Annotated in this window: 13 protein-coding genes; 4 read left to right on the forward strand and 9 right to left on the reverse strand. The window is 32.7% G+C overall.

All coding sequences use genetic code 11. From position 1 onward, the window contains the following. Window positions 1-69: 69 nt before the first annotated feature. The 4 genes from ACHZDT_RS12595 to ACHZDT_RS12610 all read right to left on the reverse strand — a co-directional run bounded on the left by ACHZDT_RS12595 (window position 70) and on the right by ACHZDT_RS12610 (window position 4,620). The gene (locus ACHZDT_RS12595; protein WP_394774980.1) at window positions 70-1,158 is read right to left on the reverse strand and encodes an efflux RND transporter periplasmic adaptor subunit; all 1,089 of its coding nucleotides are present in this window, start codon (window positions 1,156-1,158) and stop codon (window positions 70-72) included. 19 nt (window positions 1,159-1,177) lie between these two features. Then, complete coding sequence (locus tag ACHZDT_RS12600; protein WP_394774981.1) at window positions 1,178-2,479, reverse strand: TolC family protein; 1,302 nt, start codon at window positions 2,477-2,479, stop codon at window positions 1,178-1,180. 108 nt (window positions 2,480-2,587) lie between these two features. Next, the gene (locus ACHZDT_RS12605; RefSeq protein WP_394774982.1) at window positions 2,588-3,946 is read right to left on the reverse strand and encodes a sensor histidine kinase; all 1,359 of its coding nucleotides are present in this window, start codon (window positions 3,944-3,946) and stop codon (window positions 2,588-2,590) included. A 2-nt stretch (window positions 3,947-3,948) separates the two neighbouring features. Beyond that, window positions 3,949-4,620 carry a response regulator transcription factor gene (locus ACHZDT_RS12610; RefSeq protein ID WP_394774983.1) on the reverse strand — a complete coding sequence of 224 codons (672 nt, stop codon included), beginning with the start codon at window positions 4,618-4,620 and terminating at the stop codon, window positions 3,949-3,951. A gap of 615 nt (window positions 4,621-5,235) precedes the next feature. Here ACHZDT_RS12610 and ACHZDT_RS12615 point away from each other — a divergent pair. Continuing rightward, complete coding sequence (locus tag ACHZDT_RS12615) at window positions 5,236-5,469, forward strand: hypothetical protein (protein WP_394774984.1); 234 nt, start codon at window positions 5,236-5,238, stop codon at window positions 5,467-5,469. Between the two features lie 150 nt (window positions 5,470-5,619). Here the strand turns inward: ACHZDT_RS12615 and ACHZDT_RS12620 are convergent, their stop codons facing one another. The 5 genes from ACHZDT_RS12620 to ACHZDT_RS12640 all read right to left on the reverse strand — a co-directional run bounded on the left by ACHZDT_RS12620 (window position 5,620) and on the right by ACHZDT_RS12640 (window position 15,324). Continuing rightward, complete coding sequence (locus tag ACHZDT_RS12620) at window positions 5,620-7,449, reverse strand: ATP-dependent helicase (protein ID WP_394774985.1); 1,830 nt, start codon at window positions 7,447-7,449, stop codon at window positions 5,620-5,622. Between the two features lie 3 nt (window positions 7,450-7,452). Beyond that, window positions 7,453-9,177, reverse strand: a complete 1,725-nt coding sequence (locus tag ACHZDT_RS12625; RefSeq protein WP_394774986.1) for an ATP-dependent endonuclease — start codon at window positions 9,175-9,177, stop codon at window positions 7,453-7,455. 388 nt (window positions 9,178-9,565) lie between these two features. Continuing rightward, window positions 9,566-10,654 carry an efflux RND transporter periplasmic adaptor subunit gene (locus tag ACHZDT_RS12630; RefSeq protein WP_394774987.1) on the reverse strand — a complete coding sequence of 363 codons (1,089 nt, stop codon included), beginning with the start codon at window positions 10,652-10,654 and terminating at the stop codon, window positions 9,566-9,568. Continuing rightward, window positions 10,644-13,928, reverse strand: a complete 3,285-nt coding sequence (locus ACHZDT_RS12635) for an efflux RND transporter permease subunit (protein ID WP_394774988.1) — start codon at window positions 13,926-13,928, stop codon at window positions 10,644-10,646. The genes ACHZDT_RS12630 and ACHZDT_RS12635 overlap by 11 nt, the downstream gene beginning before the upstream one ends. A 10-nt stretch (window positions 13,929-13,938) precedes the next feature. Further along, complete coding sequence (locus ACHZDT_RS12640) at window positions 13,939-15,324, reverse strand: TolC family protein (RefSeq protein WP_394774989.1); 1,386 nt, start codon at window positions 15,322-15,324, stop codon at window positions 13,939-13,941. A 164-nt stretch (window positions 15,325-15,488) separates the two neighbouring features. Between ACHZDT_RS12640 and ACHZDT_RS12645 the strand changes: the two genes are divergently transcribed. The 3 genes from ACHZDT_RS12645 (at window position 15,489) to ACHZDT_RS12655 (ending at window position 17,965) form a co-directional block, all read left to right on the forward strand. Continuing rightward, complete coding sequence (locus ACHZDT_RS12645) at window positions 15,489-16,523, forward strand: sensor histidine kinase (protein WP_394774990.1); 1,035 nt, start codon at window positions 15,489-15,491, stop codon at window positions 16,521-16,523. 1 nt (window position 16,524) lies between these two features. Continuing rightward, on the forward strand, window positions 16,525-17,223 hold the full coding sequence (locus tag ACHZDT_RS12650; protein ID WP_394774991.1) for a LytR/AlgR family response regulator transcription factor: 699 nt from the start codon (window positions 16,525-16,527) through the stop codon (window positions 17,221-17,223). Window positions 17,224-17,497: 274 nt separating this feature from the next. Continuing rightward, window positions 17,498-17,965, forward strand: a complete 468-nt coding sequence (locus tag ACHZDT_RS12655) for a hypothetical protein (protein WP_394774992.1) — start codon at window positions 17,498-17,500, stop codon at window positions 17,963-17,965. The last annotated feature ends 270 nt before the right edge of the window (window positions 17,966-18,235 follow it).

Consider the following 18,235-nt stretch of genomic DNA (forward strand, 5'->3'; position numbering starts at 1 on the left):
CGAGAAAGCCACCAGACTTTGTACAAATTTTTTCATGTCTTGTATGGTGTTTATCCGTTTTAGGGATAATTAGTTTTTTAATCTTTCGTGAATTAAAAGCTGATTTTTGGTAATAATCTTTTCACCTTCTTTAACTCCTTTATCAAAATAAACCCAGTTGTTATTTTTTATAATTGGATTAATTTCTCTGGTTTCAATCGTGCAATCGTCTTTATAGATTAAAATATGATCGCGATTATTATCAAAAATGACCGCTTTTGCAGGAACAGCAACTAACATTTCGCCGCCTTTGCTTTTATCGATAACAATATCGGCAGTCATTCCCGGTTTTAGTTTTAAGTTTCTGTTTTCCATTACAATTCTGGCTTTCAAAACATGTTCATCTGCATCAAAAACTTTAGCAAGCATGGCTATTTTTCCTTTAAAAACTTCACCAGGATAAGCTGGCGTTGTAACATCAACCAACATATTTTCGGTTACATTTTTCAAATTACTTGTATATACATTTACTAAAACCCAGATTTCTTTTAAGTCTGAAATGGTGAAAAGAGGTTCGCTTCCTTCGGTAATTTGCATTCCGGGACTAATATTTTTGGCTACTATATAACCTTCCGTTGGTGCTTTTATCTGAAAAACTGATCTTTCGCTGCTTGCGCTAAACATCGCAAGATTTGCGCGTACATTTTCCAGCGAAGATTTCAAAACATCTAATTCGCTTTGCGCCTGCATTAAATCTTTTTGCGACGAAATCCCATCTTCAAACATAGATTTAGTCGATTGTAAATTACGTTGTGCAACCGCAATTTGCGATTGGAACGATTTACTTTCAGATTGCATGCTATTCAATTCTGTACTTTTAATCTCCGCCAGAACCTGACCTTTTTTTACATAATCGCCTAACGAGAAAGTAGTTTTTGTAATAATTCCTTCAACAAGACTATTAAATTGTACTACATGATCAGCATTATACGTGATATTTCCGGTAAGATTTATAGATTCTGTAACCGCGCGTTTTTGTACGGGTTCAATCGTAATTTTTTCTTTTAAATCTTTGTCAATACAAAATTTTTCATCTTTTGTTTCTTTGATTTCTTCCTTTTTGCCACATCCGTAAACGAGCATTAACCCAATTATTGGGAGTAAAATATATTTTTTCATGTTTATTTTTATTAGATAATTATTGCAGTTTGCGATAATTAATTTCCTCACCCGCGATATAGCGCAGTTCTTCAAGGTTTTTATTCAGGTCTTTTTTAGAATTCAGCAGGATCGATTTGTTGTCTAAGTAAGCATCAACAAAATCCAGATATTCTAACATGCTTGTGTTTCGTTGCAGGAAGTTTTTACGATAGCTTTCCAGAAGTTTGTCCAGATCACTTTCATAATTAGCATCGACACTTTCATACAATTTTTTAGTAACAATCAAATCTTCATAAGCTTGTAAAACTTCGGCTTGTATGGTTATCGTTTTTTCTTCGGTCAATAATTTACCTTGGTCGGTAGCTATTTTTGCAGCTTTTATATTTCCTTGGTTTCTACTAAAAAAAGGAAGATCAAGAGAAAACCCAAGTCCAACAAAATCATTCATAGTACTGGCGCCACGGTCATAGCTAACTCCAAGAGTAACGTCAGGCGTTCGCATCGCCTTTTCGTATTTGTATTTGTTGTCGTTATATTCGTTCCCAAGTTTAATCACCTTCATATCAGGTCTGTTTTCTACAGCCGAAGCCATAAGATTACCTAAATTAAGATTCTCAATATTTTTATTATTGGGAACAAAACCTTCATCAGTAAGTTTGATAAAGCTAGTTGCAGGAAGATTCATCAGAATTTTTAACTCCTTTTGTAATGAATTATTCTCTTTTCGTAAATCAGCGATTTCTTTTAAAAACTGAAGTTCAGATGCTTTTAGTCTGATATATTCGCCTTTGCCAATATTTCCTTGTGCGACTTGATTACTGTAACCTTTTAGCATAGCTTGCATCGACGAAAGTTGTTTTTTGTAAACCGCTTCCTGCGCCTGAGTATATTGTAATGCAGTTAAATTACCGCGAAACTCAATTTTTAGATTACGCAAAAAAGTTTTAAAATATTCCTTCGCAATATCAACGCTCACTTTTTCCATGGCGATTAACTTTTTTCGCTTTCCGGCTGTCTGAATAAGTTGTTCAATCTCTGCATTTACTTGAGATGTAGTACCAAAATTCCCCCATAAAGCAGGAACTTGTGAAGCCGTAGCATTGTGCCAAAGATTGATTTCGCCAATAGTAAGCGTGGGATTTGGCCATAATTTTGCCTGAATAACCTGCGCATCGGCAATGTCAATGTTTAGTTTTTCAGAAATAAGGGAAATATTCTTATCCAGAAACAAAGCCTCAGCCTGAGTTCTGGAAAGAACAATTGTATCGTTTATTGCAACAGATTGTGCCACACTTTTATGCGATGCAATAACGAGAAGGGTTAAGATTATACGTTTCAAATTAAGTTGTTTTAATATGTTGCAAAGCTAAAGCCGACATATTAAGCAGTAATTTGAGGTATGTTATAAAGCAGTTAGAACAACATTAGAAAACGATTAGAAAATATATTAAAGAGGCGGAAACAATAACATCACCGTTGTTCCCTCGTCTTTTTTTGAAGTAATATTAAAATCAATATTATTTTGTTTAAAAATGATATTAGCCAGCGAAAGTCCAACGCCGCTGCCTTTTATATCATTGACATTTTTGCCTCTGTAAAAGGTTTGTTTGATGAATTTTAAATCTTCTTCGCTAATTCCGGTTCCATGATCTTCAATGACAATTTTAAGCTGATCGTCTTGTTGTAACAAACTTATTTTTATAGGATTTCCGTTAGAATATTTCACGGCATTTTCTATAATATTGTACAAAGCGATTTTGATTTCGTTGCTGTTTCCTTTTATCGAAAGCAATTTATCATTAACAATTTCAATCGCAATTTGAATCTGAGAACCCTTTAATAAATGAACATTTGGCAATTGATCGTTAATATCCCAAACAAGTTCATCAACCCTGAAAATTTCGTTCATTTCAGTATTATCGCGCAATCCCGAAAGCATCATCAAAGTATTCATCGTATCTTCGATCTGATAGACGTTCTCCAATACTTTTTCAGACATTTCTTTATATTCGGCACTTGATCTGTCTTTTTGGGCAAAAACTTCAAGGTTTCCTGAAATCGCGGTTAAAGGTGTTTTAAATTCATGCGAAACATAATTAATAAAGTTCTTCTGGATGATAAAAGTATCCGAAAGCCGCTTGAACAAATTATTATACGTTTCAATCAATTCCTGAATATCATCTTTTGTATTTGGCGAAACAATATGCCGATCCAGCGACGAAGCTTCGATTTCGTTCACCTGATTGATAATATTTTTTATCGGACTATAAGCCAGATTTGAAAGTAAACGGCTCACAATATATATAATGATTAATCCGCTAATTAAAACCAAAATCATAATAATCAATAGCCGATTCGTAATAGTTTTGAATTCCTGATCGTTTTTCTTCACAAAAACTACAAAATCTCCCTGATTGTCGTGATAAAAACTTCCGAAATAAAAATGATGATTTGACTTAAAATTCAGCTTTCTGTTTTTTCTAATGTAATCAAGTTTTTCATGATTTATATTTTCATCAATCGTTTTGTCGCCATAAACAATCTGATTTTTAGCATTGTAAACGCGCGTGATAATTTCAAGCGAATTTTCCCTGAATTGCTGGCCAATAATTAAATGCTGATTTTGTGGTAATTCGTCTTTTTCAAGGTAGAAAATCCCAGTTAGCAAACACGTTTTTTGAAGTTCGTTATAAATGATTTTTTCCGAATAACTATAAAACGAAAAATACGTGATAATCGAAGCAATCACAAAGACAATGCTAAAAGTAAACGACGATATTAAGGTAAACCTGTTGCGTATTTTCATAACTATTCCTTCAGCATATATCCCGTTCCTTTTATGGTATGGATAAATTTATGGTTTTGCTCAATTTTGTTTCTCAAATACGAAATATATACATCAACAACATTCGTATTATTGTCATAATTGATGCCCCAAACAGCATTTAAAATCTGCGTTCTTGACATCACTTTATTTCGGTTTTCTAACAAAAACAACAGCAATTTATATTCTCGTGGCGATAAATCGATCAACGCTTCATTTTCGGTAACCTTATGTTCTTCGGGATTTATCGTTAAAGTTCCGCACGTATATAAGGTTTCGACTTTGTCATAATTAAATTTTGTTCTGCGCGTCAAGGCATTCACTCTCGAAATCAATTCCTGAAAATGGAAGGGTTTTACCAGATAATCATCCGCGCCAGAATCCAAAGCATTTACTTTATCATCAGTATTACTCAAGGCGCTAAGCATTAAAATAGGTGTATGAATTTTTTTAAAACGCATTAATTTTGTCAGCTGAATCCCATCAATTCCCGGAAGCATAATATCCATCAGGATAATATCCCAAGTATCATTTTGCACCAGATCCCGGGCAATTTCGCCGGTTTCAGCAAGATGCACCGTAAAATTATTTTCTTCTAAACCCTTCACTATAAATTCGCTAATGCGTTTATCATCCTCAATGAGTAGAACATTCATACTTAAAAATCTAATGTTATAATTATTGTTTTGACTTTATCAGGAAGTGGAATTTACGAAAGCTGAAATCGCCTGATGAAGCGTTTTTTTGAGAGAATCAAAAATAGCAATTAATTATGGCAATTGTTGTTAAAATTGGATTTTGTAGGAAAAGGACATCCCAAATGTCATCCTGAGCGTAGTCGAAGGCTTCAGGAAAAGGCTTATGAAAACAAGAATTTCTATAATTTTAATTAGGAGCTATTTCCCGCTGCCCGTTCCAATCTTTTGTGGCGGTCCCGAAGCCTCGGGACCGCCACAAAAAGGATTTCCACTTCCATCGGGGCTAGGGCAGTTGGTTTTATCAGAAAGATTGTTAATTACAGAAATATAGTTTTTTATGATAATCATTTTTTATTTTTTTATATTTGAGAAGAAAGTGATAAAAATTGTAGGAAAAAGAGGATTTAAAGAAAGGTTTTTCTTATATTTGTTTTTCCTAATATTACGACTTTTAAGGCTAAATGAATTCGCCCTTGTATTATGTGTACGGTATCGGAAACGACCGTAAATGCTGTCGTAAGCATTAGGACACTAATATACAAGGGTTTTACTATTCCTAATTTTTACGACATTATGAGTGCAAACACAATTTCAACAGAAGCCGAAATCAGGCTTATGAATTTTTTCAACAACACAATCGACCCAAAAGGTATGGCAAAAGCAATCAGACAAGTAAATTATGTTCTTGCTTTAGGAGCTTTAAGGCAACATGAAACGCTACAAAACGAAATCGACAATTTGCAAAACAGTTTTTATTGGCTGAATGAATTAGCTGAGGTTTTGAATCCTTATTTGGATGTGGAATAAGATTTCTTTAGAATGATTAAATAATGTAAAAACCTCGATTTTAAAATGGTCGAGGTTTTTGTTTTGAATATTGTAATTCCTTGTGTTCACGAGCGGTACGCTAGCGGAGCAGGGTATATTTAATTAAAAGAAATTTAAAAATAAAATCATTTATTTTATGAAAGATTTTAGGAATCTAGAAATTGACCTCATTTTTGCATCTCCCCATGGCATAATTCTTATTGAGGGATATGAAATAAATAAGAATCTCTTAGCACGAGTAAAAGCAACATATAAATTGTTTTTTTCTTGTAGTAAATCTTCTGCACCATTTTGTATTGCTAAATAATAAGGGAATGTTCCATCATCTAAGCCTATTAAAAATACGATTTCAGATTCTTGTCCTTTCATTGTATGAACTGTACTTAAACAAATACCTTCTTGTTTAGAATCTTTCTTTAAAATGCCTAGAGAAATTGTATTCTTGAATCCTGTGAGATTAGGTTTCAAATTATTATATGAATATTCAATCCACAAATTTTTGAGTTCTTCTACTTCATTATATATTTCTAGTTTTTCATCATCACTAAAAAAAGTAAAATCTTTTATATTTTCTATTATTGTATTTAATGATTTTTTAAAATTATTTTCATTAAGATTTTGAATTAGATTCTGAATTACTGAAAAATAAGGATATTTTGATTTCTTAATAGATGCTTCATCTTCAAAATTTTCTATGTGTAGTAATTTTTTCAATCTTTTGGCATGCAACTTATCTGACGGATTAATTTTTATTCTGAAATAATTATCAAATAATTTCATAAAGGTGGTTTGGAATTTAATTCCAATGTTTCCTGATTTAAAATAATATGGTATGCTGTTTTTTTGCAGTTCCTCTTCAACGTATTTGAAAACAAACTTATTTCGACCTAAAACTACTATTGTATTGTAGTCAATTATTCCTTCAATGTCTTTGTGTTCTTTTAAATGAATTAGATTTTTAATATTTTCTACAACATAATTACCTTCATCTTTTTCATTTTTGGCTTTATAAATTTCGAATCTACCTTCTATTACATAATTTACAGCTGTTACTTTAAGATTCATTAATTTATTTGCTGCATCTATAACTTTTTTTGAACATCTATAATTTTCCTCTAAATTAATTTTAGTCGCTTTAAAATCTTCAATAAATAAAGTCTCCATGTATTTTGGGGTTGATCCATTAAAGCCGTATATTGATTGGTTAGGATCTCCAACAATCATTACATTTTTGATTTGATTTCCACAGAGAGATTTTAATAAATAATATTGAGCTTTGTTTAAATCTTGACCCTCATCTATAAAAATATTATTATAAGATTTAGAATATAGATTTTGAACAGCTTCATTATTTGTAAAGAGTTTATAAACTAAAAGGATTAAATCATCAAAGTCAACTGCATTGTTTGACTTTAGAATATCTTGATATTCATTGTATAAAAATAGAAAATGTTCTTCTCCTTCATCTGTAATCAAATCCTCTGGCTCTGCAAGTTCACGTTTTACCGAAGAAATAAATGATAGGACTTTTGATTTATAAATTGGTTTTTCTTTTGAATCTAAATTGTTATAAAATTCTGTAAAAACAGGGATAGATTTAATCGCTTCTTCTACAATTTCTATTCTATCGTTTTCATCCTCAAATATTTGAGGCATTCTAGGGAATCCTAGTAGCTTAAATCTTGATTCTAAAATTGATTGACAAAATGAATGAAAAGTTCCAACGAAAATATTTGTATTTTTATATTTATTTAAATCTATTCTTTCTTTTAATTCTTCACTTGCTTTATTTGTAAATGTAATTGCTAAAATTTTAGATGAACTATTTTCTAAAAGTTTTTTCACTCTTTCAGTTAGCACTCTTGTCTTTCCACTTCCAGCACTAGCTTCAATTAAGAAAGATCCTGTATTTAAATCTACAATTTGTGATTGTTTTGGAGATAAGTTAATTTTATTCATTATTTATAGATTTAAAATATTAGAAATTTTATTGAATAATTCTATAATTTTTGGTGGAAGAGGTTTTTGAGATATTAATAATTCTTCTGCAATCAAAGGAGCAAATTGAGTTTTCATTTTGGTTATAATTTCGTAGTAATCAGCATCAGGTATTCTATTTAATTCTATTTGTTTAGCTGCTTTATGTCGAGGATTAGTACATTTTTCTAATTCCATTTTATAGTAAGCACTTTTAACCTCGTCAAGATATCCTTGATCGCATAATTCTTTTTCAAAATCATTATTTGGACTTACAAAAACAACTTTTGAAGGATCTTTTGATTGAGATTTTGATACTTGTCTAAGTACATCATCGTTTACATTCTGTTCATTGTCACTGAAAATAAGATATTCAATATTAAAAGATTCGCAAAATCTAATAAATGGCAAATATTTTGTAAAGCCACCTACACCTATAAAATTAATGCCTAAATTTATAAAATCAATATTAAAATGTTTTTTTATTAATAGTGGAAGAACCTGTTCTTCGGTTTCTCCTTCAAAAAGAATAACTAATTTAGAAAAATACATTTCTCCTCGTGTATTAATTACTTGTCTACATATTTGTCGAATTTCTTCAGCATCAAATCCTGGTAAAAGTTTTCCAATACTTACAATATCTAAATTTTTAGAAATTGAAATTATTTCATCAAGTTTTGCATTTGAGGCAATATAATTTGAATGTGTAGAAATAATTTTCTGTCCAACTATTTCATTTATTTGTGAATATATTTTTTTTTGTGCGTTTGGGTGTAAATGTGATTCAGGCTCTTCAATAGCTAAAATGGGAAAATAAGGTCTTTGATTGTCTTCATAAATCTTAGCATTAAGATTTAAAAAAGATTTTAAAACTAAAAGAGACGACCAGCTTCGAGTTCCCATTCCATGATAATCCATTGAAAATTCAGAATAATTTATTCTAATTCCTTTATTCAAGTCTCTTATTTTTTTAGTAAACGGTGTTAATTGCACAGAATTATTTGGATTGTCCATTGCAGTGTCTAGTTCTTCTAATGTACTTTGTAATTCTGTTAACACTTCCGAGCCTTCTATTGTAGTAGAATTCAATTGTGATATAAGTGTTTCTATTTTTGCTTTATCAGTTTCTGAGAATTCAAGAGAAGAAAGTATTCTACCCAGATAAGAAGATTTTGATTTTATATCCTCTAAGATGTCCCGATTTGCTTCAAGATAAAAAAAGGGAATTTCTTCAAAGTAGTAATTTTGCTCATTATCGTATTCTATATCAAACCAATAATCACCATCTTCATCTTCAAATTCCTCCCATTCGTCAATATAAAATTGTTGTTTTTTAAAAGTTTTATTATATTCTTTTATTAGAGTTCTAAATGCTAATATTTGCTCTCCTGTTGATAAAATTCCAATTCTCTCCGCCTTGAAAACATCACTCCAATCTTCGGAAAATTCATCTACTATATTATTTTTCTCATCAATTGGAACAAATAGCAAATCAATAATTATAGTATCATCGATATGATCCTCACAGTAAAAAAAATCATCATTTGTAATGAAATGCGAATTTGTTAAGACAATTTGCAACGCTTTAAGGAGAGTAGTTTTACCAGCATTATTTGTTCCAACTAATACTGTTGTATTTTGAAAATCTACTTCTATATTTTTAAAGCCTCTGAATCCTTTTATTCGAATTGTTTTTAATCTGATACCCATTTCTTTTTGATTTGATATTTTTTTAGTTTTCAGTTGTTTAAAAATAAATTATTTTTTAGATGTGAATGCCTAACGTCTAATCTTGATTGTATAATCAATAATAATTTATTGGATTCAAAAATATACAATTTTAACTACAATCATTTACGGATTTCAGTAATTTCAACCATATCTTCAAACTAAAAATTTCATGGGTAATTTAACAAACTAAATAATTAAAAATTACAAATCGGAATTGATCCATTTTGCTATGAATAGATGAAACAAAAAAAAAGGGCAGTCCCCCCAATTAAAGAAGAACTGCCCTTTTAGGCAAATTTTTAAATCTGCATTCCTTAAAAATGCGTACAGTTTTTGGTAATCACTAAAAATGAAGACTAAACGCAGGTTATTCGTTTATGATATCGCCCTCTTTAGTTTCTTCGCTGGCAATTTTTACCAGTTTATCTTTCAGGTTCAAATCGCCGAAGATTTCAATTTTATCGTCGATTTCTCTACCTTTTTTCACATCAACTCTTGTTGCTTTATGATTTACTACTTTGATTACAAAAGTACCTTCGGCAGAACTTACCAATGCTGATTTTGGAATTACAAATGTGCTGTCTTTTGCGTTAAGCGGTAACAAAACTTCGGCTACCATTCCTGGTAATAAGTTGTTTTTTGTATTGTGAACGTCCATTTCGACTCTTTCAGAACGTAATTTTAGATCTAAAGCTCCGGACATTCTGGTAATTGTAGCTTTAAAATTTTCAGGTAACGATTTTACATTAAAACTCATTTCATCGCCATTGTGTAAATATCCTGTGTACAATTCAGGAACCGAAACCGCCAAACGCAATTTGTCCTGTTGCTGGATGGTTAATAAAGGCAAATCAGACCCTTTTCCTGCCGGACCTACAAATGTTCCTAAATTCACGTTTCTTGCTGCTACAACTCCGTCAAAAGGAGCACGAATTTCAAGATAACCTCTCATAATCGACACTTCTTTGTGGGCTGCAACTGCGGCTTGATATTGTGCATAATCAGAGTTTTTCTTTCCGTTTGCCATTTCTAAATCATTTTTAGAAATTGTTCCTTCCACTTTGCTTGTTTCATACAAACGGTTGTACGTGCTTTTTGTCGTTGCATAAATCGCCTCCATTGATTTTAATCTTGATTCGGCAGCAGCCAGTTGAGAACTGATTTCCGGTGCTTCAAGAACGATCAAAAGCTGTCCTTTTTTTACTTTAGTACCAATATCAACTTTAAGCAATTTTACAAAACTGCTTACTTTTGCGTACAAATCTACTTGTTGAAAACCAGTTAATTCGGCTGGTAAACGCAATTCTGTCGTTAGTTTTTCTTTCGCTAAAGAAATAGTTTCTGTTTTAGGTTCAATTTCTGCAACAGGAGCTTCTTCTTTTTTAGAATTACAGCTTGTTAGAAAAAATACGGCTACAAAAAATAATGCGCTCGATTGTATAATTTTATTTTTCATTTTTCGGATTTAATGATGAGATATAATGGATGCTTTCTTCGTCCTCAGGATCTAAAGAAACAGATTGTGTTGTTGTTTTTTCTTGTGCCCATGCAAAAATTAACGGCAAGATAAGCAATACTGCAAAAGTGGAGAATAATAATCCACCAATTACGGCTCTACCTAACGGAGAAACCTGATCGCCACCTTCGCCATGACCAATTGCCATAGGTAACATTCCCGCAATCATGGCAACAGATGTCATGATAATAGGACGAAGACGCAACGAAGCAGCTTCACGAGCAGATTCTAATGCGTTTCCGTTTCGTTTTCGAAGCTGTTCAGCATTTGTAACCAATAAAACGGCATTCGCGATCGAAACCCCAACGGACATAATGATTCCCATATACGATTGTAAATTTAGCGTAGATCCTGTAATTGTCAGCATTAATAATGCGCCTAAAACTACGGCAGGAACTGTGGTTAAAATTACTAACGAAACCTTGAACGACTGGAAATTAGCGGCTAACATTAAGAAGATCACAAATATGGCAACCAATAATCCTACTTGTAAACTGCTTAATGTTTCGACCAATACTTTACTCATTCCGATAGGTGAGATGAATAACCCCCTAGGTAATTCTCCCAACGAATTGATTGTTGCATCCACATCTTTTACTGCCGTACCTAAATCAGTCTGGCTAATGTTTGCTGTAACGGTAATGTATGGCATAGCCCCTAAATTGTCATTTTCACCACTTACAAAACCGGGTGTAATTTTAGCAACGTCACTTAAAACCGGACGAAGCGAATTTTTTAATACCGGAATTTCTCCAATATCAGTTTTGCTTTTCATTTGGTTTAAAGGAACCTGAACCTGAACGTTATAGGATAATCCCGCTCTTTCATCGACCCAGGTGTTTTTCTCTGTATATCTTGATGATGAAGTCGATGCTACAAGTGATCTCGAAATGTCATTCATATCAACGCCTAATTCGGCAGCACGAGTTCTGTCAATATCAATATTCATGGCTGGATAATGAATTGGCTGACCAATTTGTACGTCTCTGAAATAAGCAATTTTCTTTAGTTTATCAACAATTTGATTTGCATATAATTCATTTCGTTTTTTGTCTTTTCCGGCAATTCGAACTTCGATTGGAGTAGGCGAACCCTGGCTCAAAACCTTATCTGTAAGTTCAATAGGTTCAAAAGAAACTTTTACATCCGGAAGTACTTTTTTAAGTCGGGCTCTAAGGTCGTCCTTAAAATCGTCCATATCTACATGATATTCCTTTAAACTCACCTGAAATACCGCTTCATGCGATCCTGCCATGAACAAATAAATTGGGTTAATCGAGAATAACGACGGGTGTTGTCCCACATATACAGATGAAATCCCGATGTGTTCTTTACCAACCATTTTTTGCAATTCTTTCAAAACAATGATTGCTTTTTCTTCAGTACGTTCAAGACGAGTTCCGTCCGGAGCACGCATTCTTAACTGAAACTGACTTGAATTTACTTTCGGGAAAACATCTTTTCCAATAAAATTAAGAAAGGTAACGGCCAAGAGCGTAATTACAATCAAATATAGTATAGCAGCTGCTTTTTTATAAGGGAATAAACGATCTAAAGTTCTCATAAAACGGATTCTGAAACGCTCAAAAGCACCAATTTTTCCGTTATTATCCATATCTTCTTTTTGGACAATTGCTTTTTTCTGAGTAATCAAATCTCTTTCAGATTCCGGAGATATTCCGCTATCATTAAACTCAGCTTCATCATCAGTTATCGTAGGAGCGTGATCGTGTTTAGGATGTGCTTTCATCAACCAGTTTGCCATTACAGGCACAAATGTCTGAGATAATAAAAATGAAATTACCATCGAGAATCCAATTGCTAATGCCAATGGCAAAAACAACGCTCCGGGAATACCAACCATTGTAAATGCCGGAGCAAATACTGCCAGAATACAAAGCAAGATCAATAATTTAGGCAACGCAATTTCCTGACAAGCATCCCAAATAGCGAGCGCTTTTGGTTTTCCCATATCAAGATGCTGGTGAATATTTTCGATCGTTACCGTACTTTCATCAACCAAAATTCCAATTGCCAGTGCCAATCCGCTTAATGACATTAAATTGATGGTTTGCCCGAATAATTTTAAGAATAAAACTCCTGAAATAATCGAAATTGGGATCGTTAAAATTACGATCAAAGCCGCACGTTTATCTCCAAGGAAAAGCAATACCATTAATCCGGTTAAAACTGCCCCGATAATTCCTTCGGTAATTAAACTTTTTACGGAGTTAATTACATAAACCGACTGGTCAAATTCATACGATAATTTTACGTCTTCGGGTAATGTACTTTGAATTTTAGGAAGTTCAGCTTTTAATTTCTGAACCACATCCCAAGTCGAAGCGTCTCCGGCTTTTGCAATACTAATATAAACCGAACGTTTTCCGTTTACCAATGCATAACCAGCCGTAATATCTGCACCATCTTTTACGGTTGCAACATCGCCTAAAGTTAAGTTTTGAACGCTTCCTTTAAACAACGGAATTTTCTCGAAATCCTTAACTTCCTTAATCGTATTATTAGTAGGAGTAATGTAGTTTTTATCGCTAATTCTAACATTTCCTGATGGAGCCGTTTGATTGTTGATACGAATCGCTTCAACAACCTGATCCGGTGTCATACTATGGGAACGCAATAAATCCGGATCTACGTTAACCTCAATAGTTCTTGGGCTTCCGCCAAAGGGAGCCGGAGATAATAAACCCGGAATCGAAGTAAACGAAGCACGAACGTAAACGTTTGCTAAATCCTGTAATTCATTATTTGATCTGATTTTACTGCTCAAAACCAATTGACCAATGGGCAATGACGAAGCATCAAAACGAATGATAAACGGCGGTTGCGTTCCCGGAGGAAATGCCGCCTGGATTCTGTTCGAAAGTGAACTCAATTCGGCAGCAGCCTGAGCCATATTCGTATTTTCATAATAGGTTAATTTCATAATCATTAACCCCTGAATATTCTTGGTTTCAACAGATTTTACACCATTTGCAAAAGGTAAAATGTTGACATAAGTCTTAGCAAAATAAGCTTCCATCTGGTCTGGAGTGTAACCTCCAAAAGGATGCGCAATATAAATAACCGGCAAGTTCATTTTTGGCAAGATATCTACCTTAATGTCCTTGATGGCACCAATTCCGAAGAAAAATAGACCCGCAACCAATACTAATATGGAGATGGGTTTGCGGAGTGCAAAACGTATTAAATTCATTAGGATCTAATTAAAATTCATTTATAAATAAGTCAAAATTGCCAGTTGCGGCTACTTTAAGCAAAAACGATTGCCACACATTATTGTTGACGATATCGCGGTCGATTTCGGCACGATTCAGCGTATATAAAGTTTGGGTAATATCCGTCAAATCGGTAAGTCCGTTTTTGTATAAAGTCGATTTTTGCAAATACGCTCTTTTTGCTGCATCAACCTGAATTGGCGCTTCGGCAAAATTGTCAATCGTGATTTGTATTTTATCGTCGGCTAATTTCAATTGAGACTTTAATTCCCTGTCTGCCTGATTGTATTCTTCCTGTAAACCTTGCGAAACATACTTTTGAGCACTTACTTGTTTGCTCATTCTGAACGGAGTCGTTAAATTCCAGCTAATTCCAATTCCGATTAAATAATTGGTACGATCCGGATTTACGCCATCCCAATAATTTCTGCTGAAAGAAGTTTGATCCGTAATATAATCGGTATTAAAACCCGAAGCACGCGTTTGCAAAACACCAAATGCGCTCATTGTTGGGTAATAAAAACGTTTGTATAATTTAGTTTGCTGATTGCTGTAATCAATTCTCGTTTTATAAAATTGAAGCAAAGGATGCAAACTGTCAGAAGTTGCGGTTCCTTTCAAAATTTCTTTCGGAATTTCATTAACAAACAAAGTATCTGTTACAAAATCCTGTGGCGCAACGCCCATCAAATCAACTAATTTGTTGTTTTGTTCCTTAACGAAATTCTTCGCAAGATTCAGGGAGATTTTAGCTTTCGAAACTTCGGCTGTAGCCAATGTAGAATCGACTCCGGCCAATAATCCGTTTTTAACTCGTGCAACAGCTGTCTTTTTGAAAACTTCGGCACGGCTTAAATTCTTTTGTTGCGAAATCAATAATCTTTGGCTTGCCAATAAATTAAGATAAGCGGCAGAAATTTTGATTTCCTGTTGGAATTCTTCCTGTTTCAAATCTTTTTCTTTTGCCTGAACATCAATTTTAGCCAAATTAATTTTTTCCTTAATTTTTCCGAAAGTGAAAAAATCCCAGTTCATATTGACCAAATACAACGCCCCAAAAGCCGAATTCCAGTTTTGATCCGGTAATGCAGGTCCGGACGAAGCAGTTCCTAAACCGTTAAAACCGTACAAAGCACCGTTTTGACCGTTGATTGTTCCGTAATCTTGTTGTGCCGATAAATTTAGATTTGGCAAGTAATCACGCTTTGATTGTTTGAGAGTCTCGCGTGACGCATTTGTGTAATTGCTTTTTGCTTTGATCGAACCGTAGTTTTCTAAACCTGTTTTGATGGCTTCTTTTAAAGACAAGGTTTGTGCATAACTACCACAGGCAAAAATCAAGAAAATTAATAAAGTAATTTTTCTGAAGTACATAAAATTAGTGGTATGAAATTATCTCACAAAATTATTTGTCTTTAGCTGATATATGTCATCTTAAATGATGTACTGCGATAATAAATGACCAATTGAATTCGTCATTTTTTAAAAATATAAATTAAATTTTTGTTCGTACTTTGTAAACTATTTAAAATTTAAAAATGAATAAAAAATTCGATAACATATTGGATAACAAATGGTGGCAGGAAATTGCCGTCGTTATCTTTTCATTTACGATTTATACATTAAAAAATGACTGGATGTTATTTAGTTCTTTCACTTCCATATTAATGGGCGTGTTTTTCTATTTTATTTTATATATGCACGCCCAATTCAATCGTTTTTTTCTTTTGCCCATCTTATTTAAAACGCAACGTCCTTTAACTTATATATTTTTAACGCTTTTTGGAGTTTTTGTCTTTTCTGTGATTTTATACGAAATTACAATGCTCGATATGTTCAGTAATTGCCGTTTGTATCAAAACTCACATCAAAGAAGTTATGTCTACCAATTAGCGAGTGTTTTAGGAACTTTGGTTTGTATTTTGAGTCCGATAATTGTATTTAAATTCTACAGAATTCACAGAAAACAAACCGATGAAACGTTGTTGTTCAACGAAATGCAATTAAATTCGTTAAAAGGACAATTGAATCCTCACTTTTTATTCAATACTTTTAATACGCTTTACGGAATTAGTTTAGAATTTCCGGACAGAACGCCGGATTTGATTATGAAAGTATCGCAATTAATGCGTTATCAGCTTGAAAGCAACAACAAAAAATGTGTATCTCTTGAAGATGAACTGGAATTTATAAATAGTTATGTTCAGCTTGAAAAAGAAAGAGTAGGATATCGCTGTGAAATAACATACGATTCGAAAATAGACAATGAAAACGCCTATAAAGTATCGCCGATGTTATTGATTGCTTTTATCGAAAATGCCTTTAAACACGGAACTTGCGCCATTGAAAAATGCTTTGTAAGAATCATTATTACCGTAGAAAACGGATTATTGCATTTACATGTTGTAAACTCAATTCCAACGAAAAAAACAGATGTTATCTCGACTAAAATTGGGTTGAAAAATACAATCGAACGTTTGAATTTGATTTACGGAAAAGACTATAAATTGAATATTCAGGACGATAAAAATACTTATATCGTAGATTTGAAATTGCAATTGAAAAAGTTATAGAATGAAAGAACCCAAAAAATGCATAATTGTAGATGATGAACCGGCGGCGCATTATGTTTTGGCGAATTATATCAAACAAAATCCGCAATTAGAGTTGGTTTTTCAAGGTTATAATGGAATCGAAGCAATGGATTATCTTCGTGAAAATCCTGTTGATTTGATGTTTTTGGATATTAATATGCCGGAGATTTCAGGAATGGAATTATTAAAGATTATTCCAACGCATCCTAAAACCATTTTAACTACCGCTTATTCTGAATATGCATTAGAAAGTTACGATTATGGCGTTATAGATTATCTGTTAAAACCTATTTATTTTCCGAGGTTTTTAAAAGCAATTGATCGTTTTTTTGCTACAGAAAATGTCAAGTTAAAAGCAGAAGAAACAGTTGTAAATTCCGTAAGTGTCAAAGTCGACGGTTATTTTATGGATATCGAATTAGATCAGCTTTTGTTTGCACAGAGTTTTGGTAATTATGTGAAATTGCACACCATAAAAAGAACCTATTTAGCATCGATTACAACAAGCGAATTTGAGAAATGTTTACCTGAGAAAAACTTCATGCGCATTCATAAATCATATATTGTAGCGCTGGATAAAATAGAAACAACAGACAAAGATTTTGTTATCATTAAAAATGAAAAATTACCGGTCGGGATCACTTATAAAAGGGAATTATCCGACCGGATAAAAAAATAAAACTCGAAATAAGATTGCTTACTAATTCAAATTATTTCAAACTAAAGCCTGCAATGATATCTATTTTCTTGCAGGTTTTTTTAGATTCTGATGAGTTTTATTTTTGCGTAAAATTATATAAATTTTTGTTTCCAAACAGGAAGATTTTTAAATTTGGTTAAAACTAAGAAACCTGTTATTAAAGAATGTTACTTCTATTTTAACATTTCTTTATAATTTTATGTCTAGTCCAAAACAAAGTAGTAAATTTAATACGTTATTTAAAATCGGAATCATGAAAAACCTTTTATTTAGTATTGCTTTTTTATACAGTAGTTTTTTGATGGCGCAAATTATGCCGACTGGAATAATAACTCCGCCTGAAAAAGTTGTGTATACTTTTCAAAAAGAATATCCCGGTAAAACCCCTGAATGGTCGATTAAATATGTTGGCGATGACGATGATGAAATTCGGTATGAAGCAAAATTCAAAACAAATTCTATTAGTGAAGCACTAGCGGTTTATGATAATTTAGGTGTTTTTAAAGCTTTTGAATCACAGATTCCGTTAAGTCAACTTCCGCCAAAAGCGCAGGTATATTTAAAGAAAAATTATCCTGCGAAAGCAATCAAGGAAATTGCTGTTGTAGTTGATGATAAAAATAAAACAACCTATGAAGTTGGAATACAAAAAGACTCAAAATTTTATGATGTAGTTTTCGATAAAAACGGAGGTTTCGATGTAATCGTCGAAAAAGATTAAACAAGAATACTTACTAAATTCAATATATTTCAAATGAAAACCCGATAGATTCAAATCTATCGGGTTTAGTTTTTTAGGATATTAAGTATTGTGAACAAACCCAACAGGTTTTAAAAACCTGTTAGGTTTAACTTTGTATAAAATTTGGATTTTATAATTGCCACAAATGACAAACCCGACAGGTTTTTAAAACATAAGTGTTCGGAAGATATTTTAAGTTGTATTAAATAGTGGTGATTTACTGGGATCTCCATCGCAGATTACCACTAT

Origin of the sequence: Flavobacterium sp., assembly GCF_043722275.1 — a bacterium.
Taxonomy (GTDB): domain Bacteria; phylum Bacteroidota; class Bacteroidia; order Flavobacteriales; family Flavobacteriaceae; genus Flavobacterium.

Coding starts and splice junctions, on each gene's coding strand:
- ACHZDT_RS12655 (WP_394774992.1), top strand. CDS start 17,498: ATGAAAAACCTTTTATTTAGTATTGCTTTTTTATACAGTAGTTTTTTG.
- ACHZDT_RS12640 (WP_394774989.1), bottom strand. CDS start 15,324: ATGTACTTCAGAAAAATTACTTTATTAATTTTCTTGATTTTTGCCTGT.
- ACHZDT_RS12635 (WP_394774988.1), bottom strand. CDS start 13,928: ATGAATTTAATACGTTTTGCACTCCGCAAACCCATCTCCATATTAGTA.
- ACHZDT_RS12650 (WP_394774991.1), top strand. CDS start 16,525: ATGAAAGAACCCAAAAAATGCATAATTGTAGATGATGAACCGGCGGCG.
- ACHZDT_RS12645 (WP_394774990.1), top strand. CDS start 15,489: ATGAATAAAAAATTCGATAACATATTGGATAACAAATGGTGGCAGGAA.
- ACHZDT_RS12595 (WP_394774980.1), bottom strand. CDS start 1,158: ATGAAAAAATATATTTTACTCCCAATAATTGGGTTAATGCTCGTTTAC.
- ACHZDT_RS12615 (WP_394774984.1), top strand. CDS start 5,236: ATGAGTGCAAACACAATTTCAACAGAAGCCGAAATCAGGCTTATGAAT.
- ACHZDT_RS12630 (WP_394774987.1), bottom strand. CDS start 10,654: ATGAAAAATAAAATTATACAATCGAGCGCATTATTTTTTGTAGCCGTA.
- ACHZDT_RS12625 (WP_394774986.1), bottom strand. CDS start 9,177: ATGGGTATCAGATTAAAAACAATTCGAATAAAAGGATTCAGAGGCTTT.
- ACHZDT_RS12605 (WP_394774982.1), bottom strand. CDS start 3,946: ATGAAAATACGCAACAGGTTTACCTTAATATCGTCGTTTACTTTTAGC.
- ACHZDT_RS12610 (WP_394774983.1), bottom strand. CDS start 4,620: ATGAATGTTCTACTCATTGAGGATGATAAACGCATTAGCGAATTTATA.
- ACHZDT_RS12620 (WP_394774985.1), bottom strand. CDS start 7,449: ATGAATAAAATTAACTTATCTCCAAAACAATCACAAATTGTAGATTTA.